21 protein-coding genes are annotated in these 24,058 nt (G+C 47.6%); 10 read left to right on the top strand and 11 right to left on the bottom strand.

The features are described from left to right. Positions 1-12 precede the first annotated feature (12 nt). A complete protein-coding gene (locus FO447_RS07350) occupies positions 13-1,320 on the bottom strand; it encodes an ATP-binding protein (protein ID WP_118065263.1) in 1,308 nt (435 codons plus the stop codon). A gap of 892 nt (positions 1,321-2,212) precedes the next feature. On the opposite strand from FO447_RS07350, the gene FO447_RS07345 reads away from it, so the two are divergent. Together FO447_RS07345 and FO447_RS07340 are read left to right on the top strand one after the other, a co-directional pair. After that, positions 2,213-2,788, top strand: a complete 576-nt coding sequence (locus FO447_RS07345) for an HU family DNA-binding protein (RefSeq protein ID WP_200758281.1) — start codon at positions 2,213-2,215, stop codon at positions 2,786-2,788. Between the two features lie 66 nt (positions 2,789-2,854). After that, positions 2,855-2,953: a smalltalk protein gene (locus FO447_RS07340; protein WP_171487676.1), complete on the top strand. Its 99-nt coding sequence runs from the start codon at positions 2,855-2,857 to the stop codon at positions 2,951-2,953. A gap of 97 nt (positions 2,954-3,050) precedes the next feature. On the opposite strand, the gene FO447_RS07335 is transcribed toward FO447_RS07340, so the two are convergent. Next, positions 3,051-3,803 (bottom strand): NigD1/NigD2 family lipoprotein, encoded by a 753-nt coding sequence (locus FO447_RS07335; RefSeq protein WP_200758279.1) that lies wholly within the window; start codon positions 3,801-3,803, stop codon positions 3,051-3,053. Between the two features lie 102 nt (positions 3,804-3,905). Next, positions 3,906-5,675: a hypothetical protein gene (locus FO447_RS07330; protein WP_200758277.1), complete on the bottom strand. Its 1,770-nt coding sequence runs from the start codon at positions 5,673-5,675 to the stop codon at positions 3,906-3,908. Positions 5,676-5,950: 275 nt separating this feature from the next. Here FO447_RS07330 and FO447_RS07325 point away from each other — a divergent pair, with 275 nt between their 5' ends. The 4 genes from FO447_RS07325 to FO447_RS07310 all read left to right on the top strand — a co-directional run bounded on the left by FO447_RS07325 (position 5,951) and on the right by FO447_RS07310 (position 11,946). Then, positions 5,951-8,398, top strand: a complete 2,448-nt coding sequence (locus tag FO447_RS07325) for a C10 family peptidase (RefSeq protein WP_200758275.1) — start codon at positions 5,951-5,953, stop codon at positions 8,396-8,398. Between the two features lie 343 nt (positions 8,399-8,741). Next, positions 8,742-10,112 (top strand): C10 family peptidase, encoded by a 1,371-nt coding sequence (locus FO447_RS07320; protein ID WP_200758273.1) that lies wholly within the window; start codon positions 8,742-8,744, stop codon positions 10,110-10,112. 110 nt (positions 10,113-10,222) lie between these two features. Beyond that, positions 10,223-11,365: an ISAs1 family transposase gene (locus tag FO447_RS07315; protein WP_118139234.1), complete on the top strand. Its 1,143-nt coding sequence runs from the start codon at positions 10,223-10,225 to the stop codon at positions 11,363-11,365. After that, positions 11,365-11,946, top strand: a complete 582-nt coding sequence (locus FO447_RS07310; RefSeq protein ID WP_200758272.1) for a hypothetical protein — start codon at positions 11,365-11,367, stop codon at positions 11,944-11,946. Before FO447_RS07315 ends, FO447_RS07310 begins: the two co-directional genes overlap by 1 nt. A 146-nt stretch (positions 11,947-12,092) precedes the next feature. On the opposite strand, the gene FO447_RS07305 is transcribed toward FO447_RS07310, so the two are convergent. The 3 genes from FO447_RS07305 to FO447_RS07295 all read right to left on the bottom strand — a co-directional run bounded on the left by FO447_RS07305 (position 12,093) and on the right by FO447_RS07295 (position 15,113). Continuing rightward, positions 12,093-13,001 carry an AEC family transporter gene (locus FO447_RS07305; protein ID WP_200758271.1) on the bottom strand — a complete coding sequence of 303 codons (909 nt, stop codon included), beginning with the start codon at positions 12,999-13,001 and terminating at the stop codon, positions 12,093-12,095. A gap of 82 nt (positions 13,002-13,083) precedes the next feature. Further along, the gene (locus FO447_RS07300; RefSeq protein ID WP_117692210.1) at positions 13,084-13,959 is read right to left on the bottom strand and encodes a carbon-nitrogen hydrolase; all 876 of its coding nucleotides are present in this window, start codon (positions 13,957-13,959) and stop codon (positions 13,084-13,086) included. A gap of 29 nt (positions 13,960-13,988) precedes the next feature. Continuing rightward, positions 13,989-15,113 carry an agmatine deiminase family protein gene (locus tag FO447_RS07295; protein ID WP_200758270.1) on the bottom strand — a complete coding sequence of 375 codons (1,125 nt, stop codon included), beginning with the start codon at positions 15,111-15,113 and terminating at the stop codon, positions 13,989-13,991. A gap of 275 nt (positions 15,114-15,388) precedes the next feature. Here FO447_RS07295 and FO447_RS07290 point away from each other — a divergent pair, with 275 nt between their 5' ends. Further along, positions 15,389-16,180: a Nif3-like dinuclear metal center hexameric protein gene (locus FO447_RS07290; protein WP_200758269.1), complete on the top strand. Its 792-nt coding sequence runs from the start codon at positions 15,389-15,391 to the stop codon at positions 16,178-16,180. A 66-nt stretch (positions 16,181-16,246) separates the two neighbouring features. Next, positions 16,247-17,074, top strand: a complete 828-nt coding sequence (locus tag FO447_RS07285; protein WP_117728080.1) for a zinc ribbon domain-containing protein — start codon at positions 16,247-16,249, stop codon at positions 17,072-17,074. Positions 17,075-17,175: 101 nt separating this feature from the next. Here the strand turns inward: FO447_RS07285 and FO447_RS07280 are convergent, their stop codons facing one another. From FO447_RS07280 to FO447_RS07270, 3 genes are all read right to left on the bottom strand, one after another. Further along, positions 17,176-18,027 (bottom strand): TerB family tellurite resistance protein, encoded by an 852-nt coding sequence (locus FO447_RS07280; protein WP_200758264.1) that lies wholly within the window; start codon positions 18,025-18,027, stop codon positions 17,176-17,178. Between the two features lie 3 nt (positions 18,028-18,030). Further along, entirely contained in the window at positions 18,031-18,498 is a 468-nt protein-coding gene (locus FO447_RS07275; RefSeq protein ID WP_006847353.1) for a MaoC family dehydratase, read from the bottom strand. A gap of 103 nt (positions 18,499-18,601) precedes the next feature. Then, positions 18,602-19,855 (bottom strand): nucleotide sugar dehydrogenase, encoded by a 1,254-nt coding sequence (locus tag FO447_RS07270; protein WP_117728078.1) that lies wholly within the window; start codon positions 19,853-19,855, stop codon positions 18,602-18,604. A gap of 150 nt (positions 19,856-20,005) precedes the next feature. Here FO447_RS07270 and FO447_RS07265 point away from each other — a divergent pair, with 150 nt between their 5' ends. Beyond that, positions 20,006-20,149: a hypothetical protein gene (locus FO447_RS07265; RefSeq protein WP_200758262.1), complete on the top strand. Its 144-nt coding sequence runs from the start codon at positions 20,006-20,008 to the stop codon at positions 20,147-20,149. A gap of 318 nt (positions 20,150-20,467) precedes the next feature. Here the strand turns inward: FO447_RS07265 and FO447_RS07260 are convergent, their stop codons facing one another. Both FO447_RS07260 and FO447_RS07255 read right to left on the bottom strand, forming a co-directional pair. Then, the gene (locus FO447_RS07260) at positions 20,468-21,754 is read right to left on the bottom strand and encodes an IS1380 family transposase (RefSeq protein WP_200756500.1); all 1,287 of its coding nucleotides are present in this window, start codon (positions 21,752-21,754) and stop codon (positions 20,468-20,470) included. Between the two features lie 116 nt (positions 21,755-21,870). Continuing rightward, the gene (locus FO447_RS07255; protein ID WP_200758260.1) at positions 21,871-22,293 is read right to left on the bottom strand and encodes a type I restriction enzyme HsdR N-terminal domain-containing protein; all 423 of its coding nucleotides are present in this window, start codon (positions 22,291-22,293) and stop codon (positions 21,871-21,873) included. Positions 22,294-22,549: 256 nt separating this feature from the next. On the opposite strand from FO447_RS07255, the gene holA reads away from it, so the two are divergent. After that, positions 22,550-23,578: a DNA polymerase III subunit delta gene (holA, locus tag FO447_RS07250; RefSeq protein ID WP_022120898.1), complete on the top strand. Its 1,029-nt coding sequence runs from the start codon at positions 22,550-22,552 to the stop codon at positions 23,576-23,578. Positions 23,579-24,058 lie beyond the last annotated feature (480 nt).

Here is a 24,058-nt window from a genome sequence, read left to right as displayed (position 1 = left end):
TCGTGAGAAAGATTAATTTTGTATCGAATAAAATTCGAGACCATTTACCGCATAGAGCGGTACGTTAGTAACCCAATCTTCCTGCAGATAATCATTCATGGAGATGCGATAGGCCTTCTTTGACTGGTTGTCTGCAACAAACTGGCGCAGGCTCTTTGCCTTGACATTCGTCTCGGCTTTCACCTCCAGCGGAACAATCTCATCCTCCTCATCCTGGAGCAGAAAATCAATCTCCTGAGTACTGTTGGTTTTGGCATAATAATACGGTTCATACCTGAGAATGAGCTGCTGCAAAACATACTGCTCCGTCAATGCCCCTTTAAACTCGGTAAAAATACTGTTGCCAGCCACTATTGTCGCAGCCTTGAGATTAGACATCGCACCTAGAAGCCCGACATCCAGGACAAAGATCTTGAAGGCCGCCCGGTCTTCATAACTGGCAAGCGGCAGTCGGGGAGCCTTCACATTATATACCTTATATATCAGTCCGGCATCCAGCAGCCACTGCAAGGCCAACTCATACTCCCGGGCTCTTGCCCCCTCGCGCACCACTCCATAGATAAACTTCCTGTTTTCCTTGCTCAACTGGGCGGGCAAGGATTTCCACAAATCAGTAATACGGGGAATAATCTCCGATGGAGCATGCTTCGACATATCTCTCTGATAACTGTTCAGAATGTCCTTCTGTATGGTTCTCACCTCTTTCCAGTCACGATTCTGGCTAAAGCTCAATACGGCTTCAGGCATGCCTCCCACGTAGTAATAATACTTCAAGAGTTCCTGAAACTTGGGAGCAAACATCGTTATCATATTCCAATCCTTCGTCTGAAGCAGCTGCGCCAGATTCTTCTCCCCCATAGCCATCACGAACTCGATAAAGTTCATTGGATACAGAGAGAGAAATTCCACCTTACCCACAGGAAAAGATTCCCCCTGATGCAGTTCGATACCCAGAAGAGAACCTGCAGCTATGACATGATAGCCCGGCGCATTCTCTGCAAAATATTTGAGAGAAGTAACAGCATGAGGGGCAGCCTGAATCTCATCCAGGAATATCAGCGTTTCGCCCTCTGTGCAGGTTACATTCGTTGCAGCCCCAATAGCTGTAAGAATTCTAGGAATACTGAAATCCTGTTCAAATAGATTCTGCAGGATCTTCATCTCTTCAAAGTTCACATATGCCAGCTGCTTGTAATTCTGGCGGGCAAACTCCTTCACCAGCCAAGTCTTTCCCACCTGTCTGGCGCCCTCTATAATAAGAGGTTTACGATATTGTTTATTCTTCCATTTCAGAAGTTCATTGATAGCTAATCTTTCCATAATCCGTATCTTAAAATCACATTTTATGAGGGAATAATCACTTGTTATCCCACATTTTATGAGGGAATAACGCTGCAAATATACACATTTTATGAGGGAATCCTATCATGTTTTTGCACATTTTATGGGGGAACACCCATTTTTTAACTGATTTTAAAGGATGAAATGAAGTATCTACTCAGCAGCACCCCCTATGGGCATGAGCGTATCTCCCTAATAACCTCCAGGGGGGTAGGGTGATTCCTTTTTTCTTTACAAAAAGGATGGAGGGAGAAGGAGAGGAGAAGGATTGAGAGAGGCGTTACAGTTGTTACAGTTGTGACAGTTGTGACAGTTTTCAGGGGAGGGGTATATGAAATCGGGCTGCTTTCAAATTGTTATTATTATATTTAACTTATTATATATATATTTATATATATAATAAGTTACCTCTAAAGAGAGGGAGGTGGGGGTAGGCGCTGAAAACTGTCACAACTGTCACAACTGTCACGCTTGGGAGGTGGAAATGGGTTCGGTTGTTGATGATGGATTTCTTGCTTCCTACTGTTTTCGGAGTAAGAAAGCATAGAGAAACTTTTTACAAAATATAGTTTTCTCGCACGATAAATTATGAGTTGGCAAGATTAACCGGATGTGTTCGAAGTGTTAAATCCGTTTAACATAACTCTGCAGGGTGAAATTTGGTAGTATTAGAAAATTGCCGTACCTTTGCACTGTCGTTAGAAGAAAGGCTGCACTCGACAAAGCTTAAGCAAGCTTAGCTCTGTTCTCGTTTGCACTTTCTTTGCATCGTGATTCAAGAAAGGATGCACTCGACAAAACGCACCCCACCAAGTTAACATTCAACACTCAACATTCAACATTTATATTAACCCTTTAATAATTTAAGATCATGGAACAGAAAGGAACATTGAAGTATCGTAAGTTGCAGCGTACACCACAGAGCGGCGAGAACGCTGGTAAGAAAAAGTGGTATGCCACTGCGGTAACCGACCGCGAGGTGGATTTCGAGGGATTCGTATCCCACATCTCTGACCACGGTTCGCCTTACTCCCGAGGTACTATCCACGGTGTGCTGATGGATGCACTCGACCATCTGCAGGAGTTGATTCTCGACGGCAAGAGCGTGCGTCTCTCTGACCTCGGTCTGTTCTCTATCGGTATGACTTCGAAGGCGGAGGATACCAAGGAGAAGGTAACGGCTGCCAGCGTAGAGGGTGTACACCTGATTGTGAGAAACACAAAAAGCTGGAGCAACTCTGAGCTGCGCAAGAAGTGCAAGATTCAGGAGTACGGCGGCTATACTGGCACCGACGAGGGTGGCACCTCAGGTGGTACTTCAGGCGGTACCTCAGGTGGCACCTCTGGTGGTACCTCAGGCGGCACTGAACAAGGTGGCGGTACCAGCCAGGGCGGCTCCGGAACTACCGGCGGCGGCTCTCAGGAAGGCGGCGACGGGCTTGAATAAAGCCCTCGCCTGAGGCCAACCCCCACCAAGTCAACATTCAACATTCAACATTCAACATTCAACATTATGAAAGCAAGTACCTGGAAAACAATTTTGCAAATTGCAATCTCATTTCTCACAGCCATCGCTACCACCCTCGGTATAACAAGCTGCAGCAGCTTTTAAAGGTAAAAAAGTAAAAAGGTAAAAAAGTAAAAAAAAGCCCCGATGCATCACGCATCGGGGCTTTTGCTTTATCTGCTTTTATCTGCTTTTTCTTCGTTTATCGGATATCTCTTCCTGCCTGGCTGTATCCTTCGAGCATCTTCGGGCTGCTGATAGGCTTGCGCGAACAGTAGTCGAAATCTACCTTCTTGTAGCCCTGGCTGGAACGCCAGCGGATGGTAAGCTTCACCGTCTTGCCTTCGGTATCAGGCACGGCATCGTTCAGATTGAACGCTACGAGGGCATCGCGCCAGTAGTTCTGAGGGTCGCCATTGGCATTGTGGCGCAGCTCTACCTCGTAAGGATTCTCTGGATTCACACCCGTAACGAGGTTGATGTAATGCACCTTCTGACCGCCCCAGAGAGCACGGAAACGGAGGGTGAGATAGCCATCTTCTGCCACCGTTACCCAGTCGCGCACGATGTCGACCATGTCGTCGCCATACTTCTCGCGGTTCTCGGTATCAGAACCGAGCGAAGGAACTGGCTTCTTGGTCAGGATGCTGTCTATCCAGTTGACGTGAATCACCTGGTTATACTTCTCGCTCTTCTCCGAGGTCTGCGTGTAGTTGACCAGGGCGCGAACCTCCTTACCGTCAAAGATGGTAGGTTTCAGGTTCTTGGCGAGCAGCGTGGTGTTGTCGTCGAGCTGCAGATAGCAGGCATCGCCACTCTTCTTCACGGTTACCAGTGCGTTAGGGAAAACGCGGTCCCAATCGGTATCGTTATCGTTATCGCACGACTGGAATGTGAGGGCCGACAGGAGCATCATCGCTGCCAGCCCGATCTTCTTGAAATCAATTTTTCTCATATATAATGTTCCTTTCTTTTTATTGTTTCACTTTCTGATAATAAAATAAGAAAGGAACAGAAATCTTGCTTCTGATTTAGAAAAAGATTGTTAAAAGCTCAATTAAAAATAATACGTGCAGCCGATGGTGGCAGCGCGGTTGCCGAAGTGCTGGCTCGCCATATCGTGGAAGCGGCCTTCGAGCGTCCAGTGCTTGCCCAGATTCTTGTATACCCCTACCTCGGCATAGAGATTAGCCGGGGTGTAGGCATCGCTGCGGCGGCGGGTGCACCAGATGAGATTGCCCGTAAAGCGCCAGCCATCGGCCATTGTGAGCTGCGGTGCCAACTTGAACACGGCAAAATGGTTGTATTCTGCATTGCGCTGCTGAGCCTCCTCTGAAGGGGTTTCGCTGCGCTGCCAGAAGTAGTTGACACCGGCTGTGAGGCGAAGGATGCCCTTGTGCCAGAAGGCGGTGGAGCCGATGCCGAGCGTATTGTCGTGGATGGTGCTGAGCTGGTGCTGGTGGATGTTCTTTACCGAGGTGCTGAGCACGAAGGCAGGGCGGCTGTAGGTATGCTTGAGCTCTACCACATTCGCCATGCTGTTGCCGATATCGGCACTGTATACCGGCTGCCAGGCGCCCTCCATATCGCCCGCGGTAACGAAATCGCCAAACTCGGGATTGAAGATGCGGCGGCAGTAGGTGGCCTGCAGGGTATGACCCGGCGTGAAGCTGTAATAGGCGCTCGCCGAGTAGATATGGTTGCGCGTGGTATGCTTCCAGTGCTCTTCCGGCGCAATCTGCTTAGGACGGAAGTTGATGATGCGGAAGCGGTCGCCTGCCATGAATCCCCACTTGCCGATGTTGTAATCCAGCTGGGCGTAGAAATCCTGGTAGTTGGAATGGTTGATGTAATCGGCGATGCAGTTCTTCTCGATGGAGAGTCCGCCCTCGAAACCTGCCGTAATCCAGAGATCAGGGGTGATGACCGGAGTGGCGTATTCTACCACCATGAAGGGGTAGGTAGAGTGGTTCTGGTAGGGCGCAGTCTGGGTTTCTTCCTGTGTACGGCCGTTGTCGCTGATATGCTCGGCACCCAGGGTAAAGAGGATGCTGGAGCCGTTGTCGGCGAGCGTGCGGGTATAGTCGGCCTGCAGATGATAGGCGCGCACGTAATCGGCTGGGGTGTGGGTGAAATGGTTGCGGGTGTAGGTCTGCATCGCATCTATTTCGAGCACATCCTTCGCGGTAGGCGTCCAGAGCAGATTGAGTTTGGCACCCTCGTGGGAGTAGTGGTTCACGGTGGTTCCTGAGAAGCCCTGGTAGGCATCCTTATCGCTGCTGGAGGTGCGCTGGAAGTTGCCTTCTACATGACTGAGCACACGGAGTTTATCCTGCTGGCTGATGACGCTGACGATGCCTTTTGCGCCGCCGTAGGTATCACCGAAGAGTCCCCATCTGCCGGTAGTTCCGTTCTCCTTCTTGCGCAGTGTGATGTCGATGACTTTCTTCAGACTGCTGCATCCCTTCATCACTTCGGCGTTCTGGCACACCTTGATGGTTTCAATCTCGCGCGCCTTGAAATGGTGGAGGAAGGTGGCGTAATCGAGTCCGTATTCCTGGTTGTCGATACGGATGACGAACTTGCCGTAGAGGTTGGAGAATGGATCTCCGCCGATGATGTTGTTGCCGTCGAGTGAGATGACTTCCGGGCACATCATGAGCACATCGAGGAGTGATTCTTCGCCTGTGAGTTCCATTTCTGGAATATGCATGATGTATCTGTCGCCGATATGTTCTATCGGGGCGGCCTGAGTCTGGTAAGTAGTGCTGGCCATCGCGAGTGCGATGACGAGCAGGCTTTTCTTCGTACTGTTGTTTATCTTCATTTTCTTCTAATTTATATTATTGGTAAAAAGGATTGCTTCGTGCCAAATTTACTTGCAAAGATAAGGCAAAAATCGGGGAATAACGAAAATTGGATGATTTTTTTTTCGTTCAATGCGTAAAAAGGGGTGTCATTGCGTAAAAAAGTGGAGAACGGGGCAAAAAAGAGGGCGTAAAACTTGCGTGGTATTAAAAAAAACATTATCTTTGCAAAAGAACAAAGAATTTTCTAAGAACTATACATATTATATAATAACCCTTAAAAAGATAAGAACTTATGAAGCGACTATTACACATTCAATTCCTATTGGTATTGTTGCTGGCGCTGGGATACTCTTCTCTGCAAGCTAAGCGAATCACACAATGGCAGGCTCAGCAGCAGGCTTACAGCTTCTGGGGAAAACAGATGCCGCAGAAGGCAAGGGCGAAGAGCAGGGCGGCTACTACCGCATCGCGCTCTGATGCTTACTATGTATTTAATAACGACGCAGGCGGATTCGTCATTATCGCTGGTGATGATGCCGTAACGCCAGTCTTGGGCTATACCTCAACGGGATCATTTGATGCAGAAAATCTGCCTGATGGACTGAAGGATCTGCTGAAGAGCTATGAGCGGCAGATTGCGGCGCTGGGCGACAACTATGTAGCGAACCAGACTGCCACGAGAGCCGGTTTTACAGGCGAAAACCTGCTCAATACCGCAAAATGGAACCAGGGCAATCCATTCAATAAGTATACGCCAAACAACTATGTAACAGGCTGTGTGGCAACGGCTGGTGCCATCGTAATGAAGCACCACGGCTATCCTGCCAAGGGCACCGGAAGCCATTCTTATACCTGGAACGGCAAGACCCTCTCAGCCAATTTCGAGCATACCTACGACTGGGCAAGCATGCCTGCTAAATATGACGGCACCAACGATGCTGCTTTCGACGGCGTGGCAAGACTGATGGCAGACCTCGGTGTGGCTGTGGAGATGCAGTATGCTAAGAACGGAAGCGGTGCGTATATCGGTGATATGATATCTGCCCTGCAGACGTATTTCGGCTACAGCAAGCTTACGCATCTGGAGTCAATAGATGATATGGAGGCTGAGGCATGGAATGCGAAACTGCGTGGCGAGATTGATGCCAACCGTCCGATTCTCTATTCCGCTTCCGATGCTTCGGCTGGCGGCCATTCCTTCATCATTGACGGATACAAGAACGAAAGCTTCAGCGTAAACTGGGGCTGGGGCGGCTATTGTAATGGCTTCTACCAGATAGGAGCCCTGAATCCGGAAAGCGCAGGAAAGCCAACGGGCGATAAATATAACCTGGGACAGACGGCGGTAATCGGTCTGCAGCCATCCGATGGAACGGAGAAAATCTCTGGCATGGGATTCTTGACAAATGTAGGTGGGTTGAAGATGTTGAATATGAATATCACCGATGTGAAGAAGGGGCAGAATGGTGTCATCTTCTGTGCGCCAATCGGCAATACGGGAGACCAGCCGTATACCGGAGAAGTAGCCGTAGCGCTGATGAATGCGAAGGGCGAGATGCGGGAAATCGTATCATCCAGTTCTCAGACTTTTAATAATTTGAGCAGTGGCTCGTATTATCCGTCTCTGTCTTTCAATTTTGTGAGTACAGTAGATGCAGAACCGGGTGATTATCTGGCTATTGTGGCAAAGGAAAAAGGCTCTTCGGAATATATAGAGCTGTATGATCAGAGCTTCGAGAGATTGCGTCTGCCGGCAACCGGATATGAGCCTCGTACATTTGAGGTAAACACGAAAATGGGCGAGGGGGCTACATTCAAGCAAGCAGAAACGAGGTATAATCATTTCTATAATGGCAAGCCGGTTATCGGTTCATGGTACTATTATTATCTGACCGTAGATGAAGGCATCTCAAAGTATTTCGCAGAATTGAACGGAAAGCTGATAGATGATGTTAAAACGGGTACTGACCAGCTGAATTATTTCAGAGGTATTGAACCGGTTTATGACCTCGTGGTGAACACTTATCGCGACTATCAGGAGAAGGAGTTGGTAATCAACCTGGAGAAGGCTGGACAGCTGAAGGAAACATTTGCCAAGGAAACCCCAGACTATTTAGTATACAGAAATATTAAGGTGAACGGCGAGATAGACAAGCGCGACTTTGATGAGCTGGCGAGTCATTATTTCAAGAGCATCGACCTGAGCGGTGCCAAGGTGGTGGCTTATGAAGGTTACAAGGCTGATATGGTTCCTGGCTATGCATTCTACAGCAACACTTATCTGGAGCATTTCAAGATGCCAGCCGGCGTCAGGGAGTTAGGCTTCAATGCTTTCAGGGCAACCAATCTGAAGGAGATTGATTTGCCTGAGACGATAGAGGAGTTCGGCCGCAACACATTCTATGCCTGCTTCGAATTGAAGGATGTATATATGCGTCATAAAGAGGCACCTTACTGGATAAGCTGGTGTGTATTTGCTGGCAAGAGCAGTAAGTTGTATCGCACGCTGCATCTCTATCCGGGCAGCAAGGCGAAGTATGATGCTCATCAGTATACCAAGAACTGGATTAAATACTTTGATAATGTGGTAGAGGATCTGGAGCCTACCGGCATCCATTCTGTAACGTTGGATGAGAATACCGTCCCTAAGGCCATTTACGACCTGAATGGCCGCAGAATACAAAATGTTCCATCTAGGGGTATCTATATCCAGAATGGAAAGAAAATAAGCGCGAAGTAATGTTGAGTGTTGAGTGTTGAATGTTGTGTGTTGAATATTACAATTAAAAGATAGGAATCCCCTGGTGCTTTCTGTGGCATCAGGGGATTTTTTTTCGCTTAATACGTAAAAAGAGGGGGGCAATACATAAAAAATGAGGGTAGGGACGAAAAAAAGTGCGAAAAAACTTGTTTGGTACGAATATTTTTCGTATATTTGCAGCAGAACAAAGTATTTAAAAAACTACAGAAGCCCGATATTCAGGCTGGGCTTATTCAGGTGGATTTATACAAGTGAACTTATATCAGGATATATATTAGGATATATAGAGAATATTTAGTAAATTATTAAACAACAAGAACTAATGAAACGAAAATTACACTTTAAAAACATATTGGCATTGTTGCTGCTGCTGGTATATTCTCCTTCGGAGGCTAAGCGGATAACTCAATGGCAGGCACAGCAGCAGGCTTATAGCTTCTGGGGAAAACAGATGCCGCAGAAAGCTAGAGCCAAGAGCAGAACGGCTAATACCGCATCGCGCTCTGATGCTTATTATGTTTTCAACAATGACGCAGGCGGATTCGTCATTATAGCAGGTGACGACGCAGTAGCGCCAGTTTTGGGGTATACCTCAACAGGAACATTTGATGCAGGAAATCTGCCCGACGGATTGAAGGACCTGCTCAAGAGTTATGAACGGCAGATAGCAGCGCTGGCTAACAGCAATCAGGCGAACCAGACTGCCACAAGAACCGGTTTCAGCGGCGAAAAGCTGCTCAATACCGCGAAATGGGACCAGATGGCTCCATTCAACAAGTACACGCCAAACAAATATCCGGTTGGCTGTGCGGCTACGGCTGGTGCCATCGTGATGCAGTATCACGGTTATCCTGCCAAGGGCACCGGAAGCCATTCCTATAAATGGGACGGCAAGACCCTGACTGCCCAATTCGAGCACGAATATGATTGGGCAAACATGCCTGCGCGATATGACGGAACCAACGCTGCTGACTTCGACGGCGTGGCAAGGCTCATGTCAGACCTCGGTGTGGCTGTGGATATGCAGTATGCTGAAGACGGTAGCGGTTCGTATATAAGCGATCTGGTGGCCGCCATGCAGAAGTATTTCGGCTACAGCAAGATTTCGCATCAGATGTCAATAGAAGCTGGGAGCGCAGAGGAATGGAACGAAAAGTTGCGCGGAGAGATTGATGCCAACCGTCCTGTGCTCTATGCTGCATTCGACTCTATTGGTGGCGGTCATGCCTTCGTGATAGATGGTTACAAGGACGATAGCTTCAGCGTAAACTGGGGCTGGGGCGGTCTTTGCAACGGGTTCTACCATATAGGAGCCCTCAATCCGCAAAACGAAGAAGGAAAGCCAGTTGCCAGTCGGTATAACGTTGGCCAGATGGCAGTATTCGGCATGGAGCCATCTGACGGAAAGGAAAAAATCTCTGATATGAGATTCACGAAGATGACTGACTATCTTCAGGAAATGAATATGAATGTTACTGATGTGAAGAAGGGACAGAAATGTATCGTCTTTTCAGTACCAATCAAAAATGAAGGAAAACAGAACTTTGACGGAGTACTTGCCATGGCTCTGATGAATGCTAAGGGCGAGATTCGGGAGATTATATCATCCAGCACCAAGACGATTAAAGATTTTGGACGGGGCTACATCTATCCTAAATTGCAGGGCAGACGCATTAAATATTTTATTCGTTAACATCTGCGTTGTGCAGTTGTAACTTACTGAATATTAACATTATATATTTGTATATATGAAATATTTTTTGTACCTTTGTAAAGAAATAATTAACAAATAAAAGGTACAAAATGAGCATTATTAAGTTATCTAAACAAATAGCCGACCCACGAGTTGCGGGTCGAACTGTCCATAAAATGGAACATATCATTTACATTACAATCGCTGCGGTAATTGCAGGAGCTCAATCTTGGAACGAAATTGCAGAGTTTGGAAAAAGTAAGTTAGACTTCTTCAAAAAGCGTTTGCAGGGGTTGGAGACTATTCCAAGCCATGACACCTTCAATCGTTTCTTTTCTATCTTTGATCCAAAAGGATTTGAAGAGATCTTCAGAAACTGGGTTAGAGAAATTGTAGGGGAAGTCAAAGGTGTTGTTGCCATTGATGGCAAGCTTATGCGTGGATCAAGCAAGTGTGATGCCGAGCACACTATTGGTCAAGCTGACTTCCGCACATGGATCGTATCTGCTTGGTCAGCAGACAACAGCATATCACTTGGGCAAGAGAAAGTCGGTGAAAAAACAAATGAAATCACGGTCGTTCCCAAGTTGCTTAGTGCTATAGACGTGTCAAATGCCATTGTGACAATAGATGCTATGGGATGCCAAACTTCTATAACAGAGAAAATCATAGAAGGCAAGGGGGACTATATTATCGCCTTGAAGGAAAATCAGAAGAAAAGTTACGAATTTGCTAAGGACATGATTTACGAGCATGAGTATAGAGGCAATTGTAATGTAGTGACAAAACATTATTCCTTTAATGAGGGACATGGTCGTCAGGAAGAAAGAACCTGCATTGTTGTAAGCTATGGGGACATAATGCAGAGAATGTTTAAGAACAGGTTTGTTGGGTTAAGGTCTGTTGTCGGGATTACCTCAAGAAGATCTGTTGCGACATCTGGTGAAACATCTGAGGAAACAAGATACTATATAACTTCCTTAAGTAATGAAGACCCCGAAAAGATAGCAAGCGCCATTAGGCAACATTGGTCCATAGAAAACAACTTGCATTGGCAATTGGACATTACTTTCAGAGAAGACGAAAGTAAGAAAGTCAAAAATGCAGCGAGGAACTTCTCTACCATAAGCAAAATGGTCCTCTCCATCTTGAAAAATGACAAGACGACCAAGGGAAGTCTCAACCTGAAAAGATTGAAGGCAGGCTGGGATGAAGAGTACCTGTCAAAACTTTTGGAGGGCAGCGCAATTTAATGCGTTTGCCCTGTCCTAAATTGGTCTTTACGGTTCTGAGTACTGTAGATGCAGAACCGGGTGATTATCTGGCTGTTGTGGCTAAGAGAAATGGCTCGGAGGAGTATATGGAACTGTATGGTCAGGACTTTGAGAGACTGCGTCTGCCGGCAACCGGATACGAACCTCGCACATTTGAGGTGAGAACCAAAATAGGAGAAGGTGTAACATTCGAGGAAGCAGGAAGCCAGTATAATCCTTCCCGCAATTTCTATAATGGCAAACCTGTCATCGGCTCCACTTATTACTATTATCTGACGGTGGATGAAGGCGTATCAAAGTATTATGCACTGGTGGATGGTAAATTGGCTGAAAACATCGTGTTTGGTGCTGGAAGCGTGAACAGCGTAAGAGGTCTTGAACCGGTTTATGAACTCGAGGTAAGGACTTACCGCAACCTGGAGTCTACCGGCATCCATTCTGTAACATCGGATCAGGAGCCAGACAATGCTGCCATTTATGACCTGAGCGGCCGCCGCATTACGGGGGCTATGAAGAAGGGTATATACATCAAGAATGGCAAGAAATTCTGCGTGAGATAATGATTAGTGATTAATGATTAGTGATTAATGATTAGTGATTAGTGATTAATGATTAGTGATTAATGATTAGTGATTAGTGATTAGTGATTAATGAATTATATAAAAATCCCCTGGTGACTTTGTGGCATCAGGGGATTTTTTTCTCGTTACGAAAAGAGGAGGGTGATGAGCGGGATGGTGATGATGCTGCCAACCGTGGTGATGAACGTCATCTCGGTGATGAGCGAAGGATTGCGGCCGTATTTCAGACAGAACATCGTGCCGAAACTCGCTACGGGCATCGCAATGACAACCGTATTGATGTCGTTGACCTGATCGCTTACACCACATACCTTGAACAGGAAATAAATGCTCAGAGGAACTACCACAAGACGCAAGAACGAGGAGAGGTATACCTTAGGACTGCCGATAATCTCCTTCACCGGCAACTTAGCCATCGAGGAACCAATAATCATCAGGGCGGCAGGAACCGTAACATTTCCCACCATCGTTACCGGACGCGCAATGATATCCGGCGTATGAACCCCGAAAGCTACCAGGAGGGCGGCAACGAAGGCACCCAGAAGAGCCGGAGAAAACAGTACCTTAGGATTGAACTGTTTGACGCTGTACTCGCCCTTGATGAGCATGACACCTGCCGTAAAAATAAAAAAGGTGTTCGGCATGTTGAGCAAGGCGGCATAAAAAATGGCCTTCGGACCGAATATGCTCGAAACGATAGGGTAGCCGATGAAACCTACGTTGGCAAACATCAGCGCAAAACCTATCATGCCCTGGTCATCATGATTGCGAGTGATGAGACGCGGCACCCAGAAACCGAATACCAGCAAAAGGATGTAGGTAAGAAAACCTACGCCCAGAAGGGGGAGGATGAGCGTGCGGTCGGGCAGCTCATCGCCCATTACTGACGAGAGCACCAACAGAGGACAGGTGATATCTACCACCATGCTGGATAACTTCTTGTCAAACTTGTCGCCCATATATCCCAACTTGCAGGCGACGTAACCTAAAATCACGATGATGAAAAGTATCACCATCACTTCCAAATTCTCCATTTATCCTGAAAATCTATACCTTATATATATATGTATGCCGGAATCCCGATTTTCTCTCGGAATTTCCGGCAAAAAAAATGGTTTAATCGATAAATCGCCTGGTAATATCTCCGTAGTTCTCGATGCGGCGGTCGCGGAGGAATGGCCACCAGCGGCGCACATTCTCGCTGTGCTTCAGGTCGATATCTACTACCAGGCTCTCTTCTTCCTGATCGCTGGCACGGTAGTAGAGCTCGCCCTGAGGACCGGCAATGAAACTGCTGCCCCAGAACTGGATGCCCTCGGTCTGACCGCTAGGATCAGGCTCGAAACCTACGCGGTTTACGGCGATGACCGGCAATCCGTTGGCTACGGCATGGCCTCGCATCACGGTAGTCCACGCCTCGCGCTGGCGCTGCTGCTCCTCCTCGGTATCATAGGTGGCATAGCCGATGGCGGTAGGATAGATGAGCATTTCGGCTCCCTGCAGCGCCATCAGACGGGCTGCTTCGGGATACCACTGGTCCCAGCAAACCAGCACGCCGAGCTTGCCTACAGAGGTCTGGATAGGGTGAAAACCGAGGTCGCCCGGAGTGAAATAGAACTTCTCGTAGTAGGCAGGATCGTCGGGGATGTGCATCTTGCGGTATTTTCCGGCAATGCTTCCATCCTTCTCCATCACTACCGCCGTATTGTGGTAGAGCCCCGGAGCGCGGCGCTCGAAGAGGGAGGTGACGATGACGACGCCGAGATCCTTGGCAAGCTTGCCGTAGAAATCGGTCGAAGGACCCGGAATAGGCTCTGCCAGGTCGAAGAGGTCAACATCCTCTACCTGACAGAAATAGAGGGAGTTATGAAGCTCCTGAAGCACGATGAGCTCTGCGCCGCGATGGGCGAGGTCGATGATGCCTTCTGCCAGGCGCTGCTTGTTGTTGGCGATATCTGCCGTATTATGAAGTTGTAATAAACCGACTTTCATTTTTTGCTTTTAATGTTAAATGTTGAATGTTAAATGTGGAATGTTGAGTCTCTGAGGGCTCCCTCGGGCAACTGCATGGTGATGCAGTGGATACTGCCATGCTGGCGGATGATGGTCTGCGAATCTACACCGATGATTTCGCGGTCGGGGAAGGCGAGCTGAATCTGCTTGCGTGCCTCCTCGTCCTTTTCCGGCTGATTATAGGTTGGATAAATCACAGCCTTGTTGAGTATCAGGAAGTTGGCATAGGTGGCAGGCAGGCGGTCGCCCTCGCTCTCCGGGTTGGTGGTGAGGCAGTCGCCCTCATCATAGATAGGGTCGGGCATCGGCAGTTTGAGCAAGCGGTAAGGGTATCCCTCCCAGGTGAAGAGGCCCTTGAGCTGCTTTTCCAGCGCCTGGAAGTCTTCATACTGCTCATCTTCCGGATTATCGCAGCCTACATATAATAAGGTGTCGTGTGGAGCCACTCTCACGATGGTGTCGATGTGGCCGTCGGTATCATCGCCTATCAGATTGCCGTGATCCAGCCAGACGACTCGCTTGAGCTGGAAGAAAGTCTGCAGCAGATGGTCGATGCTGTCGTGGTCGAGCGGCTGGTTGCGGTGAGGCGCCTGCAGGCACTGAGAGGTGGTGAAGAGTGTACCCTTTCCGTCGCTCTCGATGCTTCCTCCTTCGAGCACGAAGCCCTGGTGGTTCTCTATATCGGCATTGAAGGCTGCCTGATAGTATAGTTGCAGGGTGATGGCATTATCCTTCTCCCATCTGAACTTTTCGCCCCAGCCGTTGAACTTGAAGTCGAGTATGCGGTAAGGCACCATCCAGGTGTTCTGCTTTCTGCGCAGCACCATGGTGAGGGGGCCGTGGTCGCGCACCCAGGTATCATTGCTTTCTACCTCGTAGAGCAGCACGCGGCTCATCTGCTCGGCAGAGAGCTTTTTCTTGAGCTGGTATCGGGTGGCGGGCACATCAGGTGTAGCCACAAGCAGCTGCTCGTAGCGCGTGATGATATCTGCCAGTTCGAGATAAGTATCTGTAATTTCAGGCAGATACGGCTTCCAGTCGGTGCCGGCATGTGGCCAGGTGAGCATGATGGCGCTCTGTGGCTCCCATTCGGCAGGGAGTGCGAAATCGCAGGGTAATGTAGATTGATGCATAAGCTATACTATTTTTATGATACGATGTTCTAAACCAATTTATTATACTCTGTTCTTCATCGGGAACCTTTCCTTGGGGACGGGCTCCGTTCTGCTTTTATGAAGTATGCTTGCAAAATTAATAAAAAATCTACAACTATCGGCTGTTTTTGTGAAATATTTTGCGCAAAAGCGAAACTTTGTATTAAAAAAGTTTAAACAGAGGGCTGTATGGAGATAAAATCGGGGAAAAATGAGTAACTTTGCAGTCTAAAAATAAAATATTGAATAGGAGCGTGAAAATTAAACAGGTAGTTGATGCCCTTGAACATTACGCGCCTCTGCCCTTGCAGGAAGGATATGATAATGCCGGCCTGCAAGTTGGATTGACAGAGGCGGTAGAAATGTCAGGGGCATTGTTGTGTCTTGACGTTACTGAAGCTGTGGTTGAAGAGGCCATCCAGAAGGGATGTAACCTCATCGTGAGCCATCATCCGCTGATATTCCGCAAACTGGCGAGAATCTCGGACGAGAACTACGTGCAGCGTACCGTGCGCAAGGCGATTAAGAATGATATTACCATCGTGGCAATGCATACCAACATGGATGCGGCTGCGGGCGGCGTGAACTTCAAGATTGCCGAGAAACTGGGACTGCGAAACGTGCAGTTCTTTGCTGGCGAGAAGGAAGTGGACGGCGTGAAGGGCGGCGAGGGCGTCATCGGAGAGGTGGCTGAGGACCTGGCAGCCGACGACTTGGTGCTGATGCTCAAGGAGCGGTTTGGCGTGGAGTGCGTGCAGTGCAACCAGTTGCTTCGACGTCCTATCAGGAAGGTGGCACTCTGCGGTGGAGCAGGTGCTTTCTTGCTCGACGCAGCCATCAAGGCAGGTGCCGATGCCTTCATCACGGGCGAGATGAGTTATCACGAGTATTTCGGCCACGAGCAGGAGATTCAGATCTGCGTCATCGGCCACTATCAGAGTGAGCAGTTTACGGGCGAAATCTTCCGCAGCATCATCCAGGAGAATTTCCCTGATGCCAAATGCTGCATCTCGGAGATAAATACGAATCCGATATTGTATTTATAGGTTGGAAGGGCGCAAGCCTCATTCAACATTCAACATTTAACATTCAACATTAAAAAAAATAAAGTTATGGCAAAGAAAGATCCTACAGATTTGACAGTGGAAGAGAAGTTGAAGGCTCTCTATCAGCTTCAGACCACCTTGTCTGCAATTGATGAAAAGCGTGCGTTGAGAGGTGAGTTGCCTCTCGAAGTTCAGGATTTGGAAGACGATATTGCTGGTCTTACCACCCGTATCGAGAAAATCCAGACCGATATTGAGCAGTTTGACCGCGCCATCGATCAGAAGCAGCACGAGATTGAGGAGGCTCAGGCTAGCGTGGAGCGTTATAAGAAGCAGCTCGAAATGGTTAGCAACAACCGCGAGTATGATACTTTGAGCAAGGAAATCGAGTTCCAGGAGCTGGAAATCGAACTTTGCAGCAAGAAGATCCGCGAGGCGCAGCAGACAATCAACGAGCGCCTGTACGACCTTCACAAGGCTGAGGACCAGAAGGCAGACCGCGAGAAGGGCTTGGTAATGAAGCGTTCTGAGCTTGAGTCTATCATGGCTGAAACCCGTGAGGAAGAGGAGAATTTGAAGGAGAAGGCATTCGAGCTCGAGAAGAAGATTGAGCCACGTTTGCTCCAGAGCTTCAAGCGCATCCGTAATGGTGCCCGCAACGGTTTGGGTATCGTTTACGTGCAGCGTGATGCATGTGGCGGTTGCTTCAACAAGATTCCACCTCAGCGCCAGCTCGATATCAAGATGCACAAGAAGATTATCCCTTGTGAGTATTGTGGCCGTATCCTCATCGACCCAGAATTGGCTGGTGTTAAGATTGAGTCTCCTAAGACTGAGGAGAAGCCAAAGCGCAAGCGCGCTATCCGCAGAAGAAAGACTGAGGATGAGGATTAAAAGATACAATGAAGGCTCGCCAAAATTGCTTGGCGAGCCTTTATTTTTTTCCGTTTCAGGCAGATGAGAAATCTGTCTTTTTTTCTAGATTCCTCTCTTTTTTAGATTCCTCTTGCCTTGTAGATGCGGTCTTTGGCGTCGTTGATTTCCTGGAATTTCTTCTCGGCTGCACGGCGCACATCTTCGCCTAGGGCTGCTACCTTGTCAGGATGATGCTTGAGTGCCATCTTGCGGTATGCGGCCTTCACCTCATCGTTTGAGGCGTCAGGACTGATACCCAGAACACGGTAGGCATCATCCAGACTGCCTGCTGAAGAAGCCCCGCTCTCCAGATTCAACATCTGGTCTACATCCTCGGCAGAAAGACCCATGTGGATGGCCATCTCCTTGAGCGCCTGAATCTCCTGAGAATTCACAACTCCATCGGCCTGGGCTATCATGACGAGGAAATTGAGCAACTGCAGGCGCTGCTCATACATCATGTTGGAACGTATCTGATGACAGCTGTCCTGTATCACCGAACGGTACTGCTGCATGCCCATCTGCTTCTGCTGTTCGAAGAGTTTGAGGAGGATTTCCTCGCCCTGCTGCTTGGCTGCCTCGCCGAAATTCTGACGCAGGAAGCGGCGCACCATCTCCATCTCGGAATGCATGATCTTGCCATCTGCATTGATGATGTAGGAGCTGAGCACCAGCAGCGAAAACATGAAGGAGTTTCGCTCTCCCTCATAGCTCTGCTGGCGGCCGTAGCTCTGGTTGCCGTAGCTCTGGTTGCCGTAGCTCTGGTTGCCGCTGTAGGCATCGTAGGCGTTGTTGTAACGGTGGTCGCCGTCGCGGTTTACCGCATCCAGTCCGTGCTCAAAGAGCGAACCGAGGGCATAACCTGCCAGGGCTCCCAGCGGACCGGCTGTGATGAAACCGAGCACACCACCAATCCATTTACCTGCTGCCATCTTTTAGTTGTTGAAATAGTAGAGGAAAGAAGCGATGCCTGAGAGGGCTGGCTTGCGCTGACCTTCTATTTCGATGTCAAACTTGATGCTGGTCTTGCAGATGCCACGGATGTTCTGGATGTCGTGGAGAGTGGCTACCAGGCGCACGCGTGAACCGGTGATGACTGGCTGACCGAACTTCATCTTGTCCATGCCGTAGTTTACGAGCATCTTGAGGTTGTTTACCTCGATAATCTGCTGCCAGAGGTATGGGAGTACTGAGAGGGTGAGGTAACCGTGAGCAATGGTGCTGTGGTAAGGGCTCTCTACCTTGGCGCGCTCTACGTCTACGTGGATCCACTGTGGGTCGAGTGTAGCGTCTGCGAACTTGTTGATACGGTCCTGGTCAATCTGCAACCAGTCTGATTCTCCTAACTTCTCACCGAGGTGAGATGCAAATTCCTCGTAGGAATTGATTACTAATTTTGCCATTTCTTATTTTTCTCTTTATTATAAATATTATTGTTTTCCTATTTTCCGTCTTCAGCTTTCAGCTTTCAACTGTTAACTTTTAACTATTAACTTTCTGTTCAGATCAGTCTCTTCTGAAAATATCGCGGGTGTAAACCTTCTCTTCTACATCATCCAGACACTTGTCATACCGGTTGGCGATGATGGCCTGGCTCTGCTGCTTGAAGGCATCCAGGTTGTTTACGATGCGGCTTCCGAAGAAGGTGGTTCCGTCTTTCAGCGTAGGTTCGTAGATGATAACCTGCGCGCCCTTTGCCTTGATGCGCTTCATCACGCCCTGTATGCTGCTCTGGCGGAAGTTGTCGCTGTTGCTCTTCATCGTGAGGCGGTATACGCCGATGGTGCAAGGCTTCTCTTCCTCCTCGCTGAAGTTGTTCTGGTTGGCATAATCGTAGTAGCCGGCCATGTTCAGCACGCGGTCGGCGATGAAATCCTTGCGGGTGCGGTTGCTCTCCACAATCGCCTGAATCAGGTTCTCAGGCACATCGGCGTAGTTGGCGAGCAGCTGCTTGGTATCTTTCGGCAGACAGTAGCCGCCGTATCCGAAGGAAGGGTTGTTGTAGAAGGTGCCGATGCGAGGGTCCAGACCCACTCCGTCGATAATCGCCTTGGTGTCGAGGCCCTTCATTTCGGCGTAGGTATCCAGCTCGTTGAAGTAGCTCACGCGCAGGGCGAGGTAGGTGTTGGCGAAGAGTTTCACCGCCTCTGCCTCGGTAAGTCCCATGAACAGGGTTTCTATGTCTTGCTTGATGGCTCCCTCTTTCAGCAGTTCTGCAAAGGTGCGGGCTGCCTGGTCCAGTCGCTCGTCACCGTTCGGTCTGCCCACGATGATGCGGCTCGGGTAGAGGTTGTCGTAGAGAGCCTTGCTCTCGCGCAGGAATTCAGGAGCGAAGATGATGTTCTTGCTGCCCGTCTTCTGGCGGATGCTTTCGGTGTAGCCTACCGGAATGGTGCTCTTGATGACCATGATGGCATCGGGATTCACCTGCATCACCAGACGGATGACTTCTTCTACATGCGAGGTATCGAAGTAGTTTTTCACCGGATCATAGTTGGTTGGTGTGGCAATCACTACGAAGTCGGCATCCTTATAGGCTTCTTCTCCATCGGTTGTGGCTTTGAGGTTGAGTTCCTTTTCAGCCAGATATTTCTCTATGTATTCGTCCTGGATAGGCGAGCGGCGCGAGTTGATGAGCTCCACCTTTTCGGGTATCACGTCTACGGCCACCACCTCATGATGCTGGCTCAGCAGGGTAGCGATGCTCAGGCCTACATATCCTGTTCCGGCTACGGCTATTTTTATCTTTTTATTCTCCATTTCTTTCTGTTCTTTTAGGCAGTCTATACCTTAATATATATATATATTAGTTGCAAAGATAATGCAAACGAGAGCAATGAAAGCTTGCTTTCAAATTGCCGAGTGCAGCTTATCTTATGCAAAGATAGTATAAAAGGAGGAGACTACAAAATGAAAATGGTTTTTTTATTAAAAAATAACGCGAGAAAGGGGATGGGAGGAAAAGGAGTGCTCAAAAAGGGAGAGGAAAAGGAGTACTCAAAAAGGGAGAGGAAAAGGAGGCAGAAAAAGGCCTCCAAAATTCGCGAATTCTAAAACGAATGGCCGGTTGGGCGGAAATTCGCAAATTTTGAAGGCTGGGGAAACTCTGTTTAAAAACTTCCGAACTATCTCCCGACACTCTCATAATGTCAATAAATCGGAATAATCGGGAATAGTCTCTAAAAATACATATTTTTTACTTTTCCTCAAATCCGCAACCTATAGGGTTTAGTGGGATTTTGCTTGCAAAGCGACAAAATTCATTTTATTGTACATATTTCTTGCACAACAGAAATGTCGCAGACACAAAATCCCCTTACCCCATAAAGCGACTTGAGGTAATACGCTGGTTTAACCAGAAAAGCATGGTCTTTAACCAAAGTCTGTCTTGAACAGGTTGGCATAAGCATTGTTGTCTGAGTAAATGTTCAATACATGCCTACGTGATGTCTTAATCCATTTCGCAGGAACAGAGATGAACTTGAAAACAAAGGTCTTGATTCTGCTGGTGGCACGCAATCCAAATTCATGGGTTTTCAATCTCTGCATAATAGCTTTGTAGAAGTTTCTGATGAGAGCTGTCATAAGCAGGAATACAGTATTCTGTGCCATGAACGATTTTGGCAATCGATTCCAGCCAAAGCCATTGTTCATGTCATCGAAGATGCGTTCCTTGCCACCACGAAGATTGTAGAATTCCACGATGTCTCTTGCACTCGACTTGTAATCGTTAGTCAGTATACATCTGTAGGTATATTCGCCTTCCCAAATGTCAAGGTCTCCATCTATTCGCCTTTGTCTCTGTATGACAAGACGATACGGTTTTCCTTTCCATTTCTCAACAAGGATAGAATTCAACTCAAACTCAATACCGTTGATTTCAACAGTTTTCCATCCAGTTAAGGCAAACATGGAATCGTAGAAAGAAGAGCATCTGTTGGCACGAATATAAAAATGCCTGCAATGAGCCTCTACCATATCTACGATTTCCTCCGAACATGAGCCGCAATCCATGCGGGCACGAGAAATATATATTTCCGAAGCCTCCAATCGCTTGAAGATTCTTTCCAAAGTTTCTTTTTGGTTGAAGCGTACGTTTGTGTTGCCGTCTCTATTTTCAATACCAACAATCATGTCGTTAATGACAGCTACGCCTGGACTATAGCCCAAGAACTTCTTGTAGGTTGGTTTTGCATCATACTTCTCTGTTTCAATGAACTGATGGTCAAAGTCAAAATCATACTCTTGACCGGATTTCAATTGACCAGTAGCAAGCAGGGCATTGACCAGTAAGCAGTTCATCTTGTCTGCAGTATTGAAATCATAGGATTTGCCAGAAGCAGACTTATAGGTGATGCTCTTAAAAGTCAGTTCTTCGATAGCACGTAATATGGTGTCTGCGCTGCAAGTGCGAAGAGTTGGATGAAGAGACAAATGTTTCATCAGGTGAGTTGTAACATCCTCAATGCATGAGCCACCACAAAGATATACGCACATCAGAGAGCGTAGAATCTCGCTATATTGATAACCAAACATAGTGCATCTCAATCCCAAGGTGGAATCTATGGTTTGAGCTAAAAGAGCATCAAATTGCTCCATAATCGAAAAAATTCCCCCAAAAGGAGTGAGTTTCTCAGATTTTATTTGTATCTTTGCCATGTCATATTAGAGTTTTGCTTGTCTTCTTTTCGCAACACTAAGGTAAGTGAAAATTCTGACATGGCAAAATCCTGGGTAACTTTTTTGTTGCTCAGGCACTTATAAATAATATTAAACTATAGTGTTGCGGAATTAAGGCTTTTATAATCCATCTTGCAGATGTAATGCTCCAGCCCGTTGCTCACCACCAGAAAGTCGACATGGAGCAGAAGATTGTAGACCGAAATCTGGTCGAACACTTTCTGCGTGATGGGGATGTGAGGGGCTTTGTACTCGATAATCATGCGGGGCTGCAGCTCACGGGAGTAGAGTACACTGTCGGCGCGCAGCACCTTGTCGCCACATTTCAGCTGGATTTCGTTGGCGAGCAGCGAGGCAGGATACCCCTTGTGCTCGATGAGAAAATGAACGAAATGCTGGCGCACCCACTCTTCGGGAGTGAGCGTGATGAACTTCCGGCGCAACACATCCAGTATCTGGGGATGCTGTTTTGAGCCCGAAACCTTGATGTCGAAAGATGGCAAATTTAAGCGAATCATTTTTCTATACCTTATTATATATAGGGGTTATATTTCTTTCTTTTCTGTTTTCGATATGGTTTCTTTTCTTCTTTTAACCATACCTCATTTTCAAAAACTACCTCTTTTATATAGGCAGTTCAATTTATTTTTTGTAACTTTGCAGTCGAAGTGCAGCTGAAAACTGCACCTCAGAAAACTGCGAACCTGGAGGCGGAGCAAATGCTTGTCCGCACCCCCAGAGTTTGCTGGGTGCAAAGTTACAAAAAATAATCCAATGGTAGAAAAGAAAAGTGCAATAAGTTACGAGTCAATCATGAAAGATTTGAAGGCTCGGAAGTATTCTCCCGTCTATGTTCTGATGGGCGAGGAACCTTTTTATATAGATAAGATCTGCGACTACATTTCTGAAAATGTGCTCCAGCCCGAGGAGCGTGACTTCAATCAGACGGTGGTTTTCGGAGCTGATGTTACGGGTGCGCAAGTGGCAGATTTGTGCAAGGGCTACCCGATGATGGCGGAGTATAGAGTGGTGGTTGTGAAAGAGGCTCAGAATTTGCGGAATTTGGAAGCGCTCGAGAAGTACCTCGAAAATCCGGTAAAAACAACCATCCTTGTTTTCTGTCATAAAAACGGCAAGCTCGACAGTCGTAAAAAGTTTTCTGCCCTCGCTGCCAAGGCGGGTGTGGTTTTTGAGAGCAAGAAACTCTACGATCGAAATCTGCCGGGCTTCATCGAGACATATCTCAAGACCCGCAAGGCAACCATAGAACCCAAGGCTACTCAGATGGTGGCTGATCATGTGGGAGCAGATTTGCACCGACTCACTTCCGAGCTCGACAAACTGCTCATTTCTCTTCCAGAGAATGACCGGCGTGTTACTCCGGAGATTGTGGAGCGAGAAATAGGGGTGAGCAAAGACTTCAATGCCTTCGAGCTGAGAAGTGCCATCGTCAACCGCGATGTGTTCAAGGCAAATCAGATAATAAATTATTTTGACAGCAATCCGAAGAGTGGTTCTCTCTTCACGCTTCTCCCGATGCTCTTTACTTATTTCCAAAACCTGATGATTGCTTATTATGCACCCAACAGGCAGAACGAAAATGAGCTCGCAAAATTCCTGGATTTGCGCGGAGCTTGGGCGGCGCGCGAATATATTACAGGAATGAGGAACTATACGGGCGTGAAAGTGATGGCGATTATTGAGAAGTTTAAGGAGGTGGATGCGAAGATAAAGGGACTGGATAATCCATCCACTCCGGTGGGTGAACTGATGAAAGAACTCATCTTTTTTATCCTTCACTGATGCTGAAGAGCGAGGTGGGGGAGAGTAGGCGAGCTCCTGCTGAGAGTTTTCTCTCGGCAGGAGCTCGTTTCCGTTTTCGGCCTTCTTTGCCGCCTGTTTCCAGAAAGCAGCCAACTAGCGTTTAGCATTATAAATTTGCCCAAAATAGGTGATTTTCGGCTCTTTTTAGGGCGCTTTCCTGGGCTCATTTTGGGCGATTTTTGGGCAAAAATGGGGGATTTAAGCGATTTTTCGAGCTAGATGCCCATTTTCCTGTTTCGCCTGAAAATAGACTTAACTTTATTGGTTATCAGTAACTTACATAAATTAACCCTCTTCATTACTCGCGAATTTGCCCGTTTCCTTGCCGATGGGCTGGAATACGCTAGAAATGGAAAAATTAGCCATTTCCTGTTGTCTGAAATCGGTCGTTTGCATTTGTTAAGGTTTATGTTTCCTAAGTTTATGTTTTTAAATTCACAAATCAAAACGGGTGATTTT

Origin of the sequence: Segatella copri, assembly GCF_015074785.1 — a bacterium.
Taxonomy (GTDB): Bacteria; Bacteroidota; Bacteroidia; order Bacteroidales; family Bacteroidaceae; genus Prevotella.
The sequence above is the reverse complement of the archived record's forward strand: the minus strand, read 5'-3'. Positions and strand labels throughout refer to the sequence as shown.

What these genes read in the sequence shown, in the direction of transcription:
- FO447_RS07320 (WP_200758273.1), top strand. Translation starts at nt 8,742, where the DNA reads ATGAAACGAAAATTACACTTTAAAAACATATTGGCATTGTTGCTGCTG.
- FO447_RS07295 (WP_200758270.1), bottom strand. Translation starts at nt 15,113, where the DNA reads ATGCATCAATCTACATTACCCTGCGATTTCGCACTCCCTGCCGAATGG.
- FO447_RS07325 (WP_200758275.1), top strand. Translation starts at nt 5,951, where the DNA reads ATGAAGCGACTATTACACATTCAATTCCTATTGGTATTGTTGCTGGCG.
- FO447_RS07350 (WP_118065263.1), bottom strand. Translation starts at nt 1,320, where the DNA reads ATGGAAAGATTAGCTATCAATGAACTTCTGAAATGGAAGAATAAACAA.
- FO447_RS07255 (WP_200758260.1), bottom strand. Translation starts at nt 22,293, where the DNA reads ATGATTCGCTTAAATTTGCCATCTTTCGACATCAAGGTTTCGGGCTCA.
- FO447_RS07275 (WP_006847353.1), bottom strand. Translation starts at nt 18,498, where the DNA reads ATGGCAAAATTAGTAATCAATTCCTACGAGGAATTTGCATCTCACCTC.
- FO447_RS07285 (WP_117728080.1), top strand. Translation starts at nt 16,247, where the DNA reads ATGGCAAAGAAAGATCCTACAGATTTGACAGTGGAAGAGAAGTTGAAG.
- FO447_RS07305 (WP_200758271.1), bottom strand. Translation starts at nt 13,001, where the DNA reads ATGGAGAATTTGGAAGTGATGGTGATACTTTTCATCATCGTGATTTTA.
- FO447_RS07270 (WP_117728078.1), bottom strand. Translation starts at nt 19,855, where the DNA reads ATGGAGAATAAAAAGATAAAAATAGCCGTAGCCGGAACAGGATATGTA.
- FO447_RS07310 (WP_200758272.1), top strand. Translation starts at nt 11,365, where the DNA reads ATGCGTTTGCCCTGTCCTAAATTGGTCTTTACGGTTCTGAGTACTGTA.
- FO447_RS07300 (WP_117692210.1), bottom strand. Translation starts at nt 13,959, where the DNA reads ATGAAAGTCGGTTTATTACAACTTCATAATACGGCAGATATCGCCAAC.
- FO447_RS07280 (WP_200758264.1), bottom strand. Translation starts at nt 18,027, where the DNA reads ATGGCAGCAGGTAAATGGATTGGTGGTGTGCTCGGTTTCATCACAGCC.
- FO447_RS07345 (WP_200758281.1), top strand. Translation starts at nt 2,213, where the DNA reads ATGGAACAGAAAGGAACATTGAAGTATCGTAAGTTGCAGCGTACACCA.
- FO447_RS07335 (WP_200758279.1), bottom strand. Translation starts at nt 3,803, where the DNA reads ATGAGAAAAATTGATTTCAAGAAGATCGGGCTGGCAGCGATGATGCTC.
- FO447_RS07340 (WP_171487676.1), top strand. Translation starts at nt 2,855, where the DNA reads ATGAAAGCAAGTACCTGGAAAACAATTTTGCAAATTGCAATCTCATTT.
- FO447_RS07265 (WP_200758262.1), top strand. Translation starts at nt 20,006, where the DNA reads ATGAAAATGGTTTTTTTATTAAAAAATAACGCGAGAAAGGGGATGGGA.
- FO447_RS07315 (WP_118139234.1), top strand. Translation starts at nt 10,223, where the DNA reads ATGAGCATTATTAAGTTATCTAAACAAATAGCCGACCCACGAGTTGCG.
- FO447_RS07260 (WP_200756500.1), bottom strand. Translation starts at nt 21,754, where the DNA reads ATGGCAAAGATACAAATAAAATCTGAGAAACTCACTCCTTTTGGGGGA.
- holA (WP_022120898.1), top strand. Translation starts at nt 22,550, where the DNA reads ATGGTAGAAAAGAAAAGTGCAATAAGTTACGAGTCAATCATGAAAGAT.
- FO447_RS07330 (WP_200758277.1), bottom strand. Translation starts at nt 5,675, where the DNA reads ATGAAGATAAACAACAGTACGAAGAAAAGCCTGCTCGTCATCGCACTC.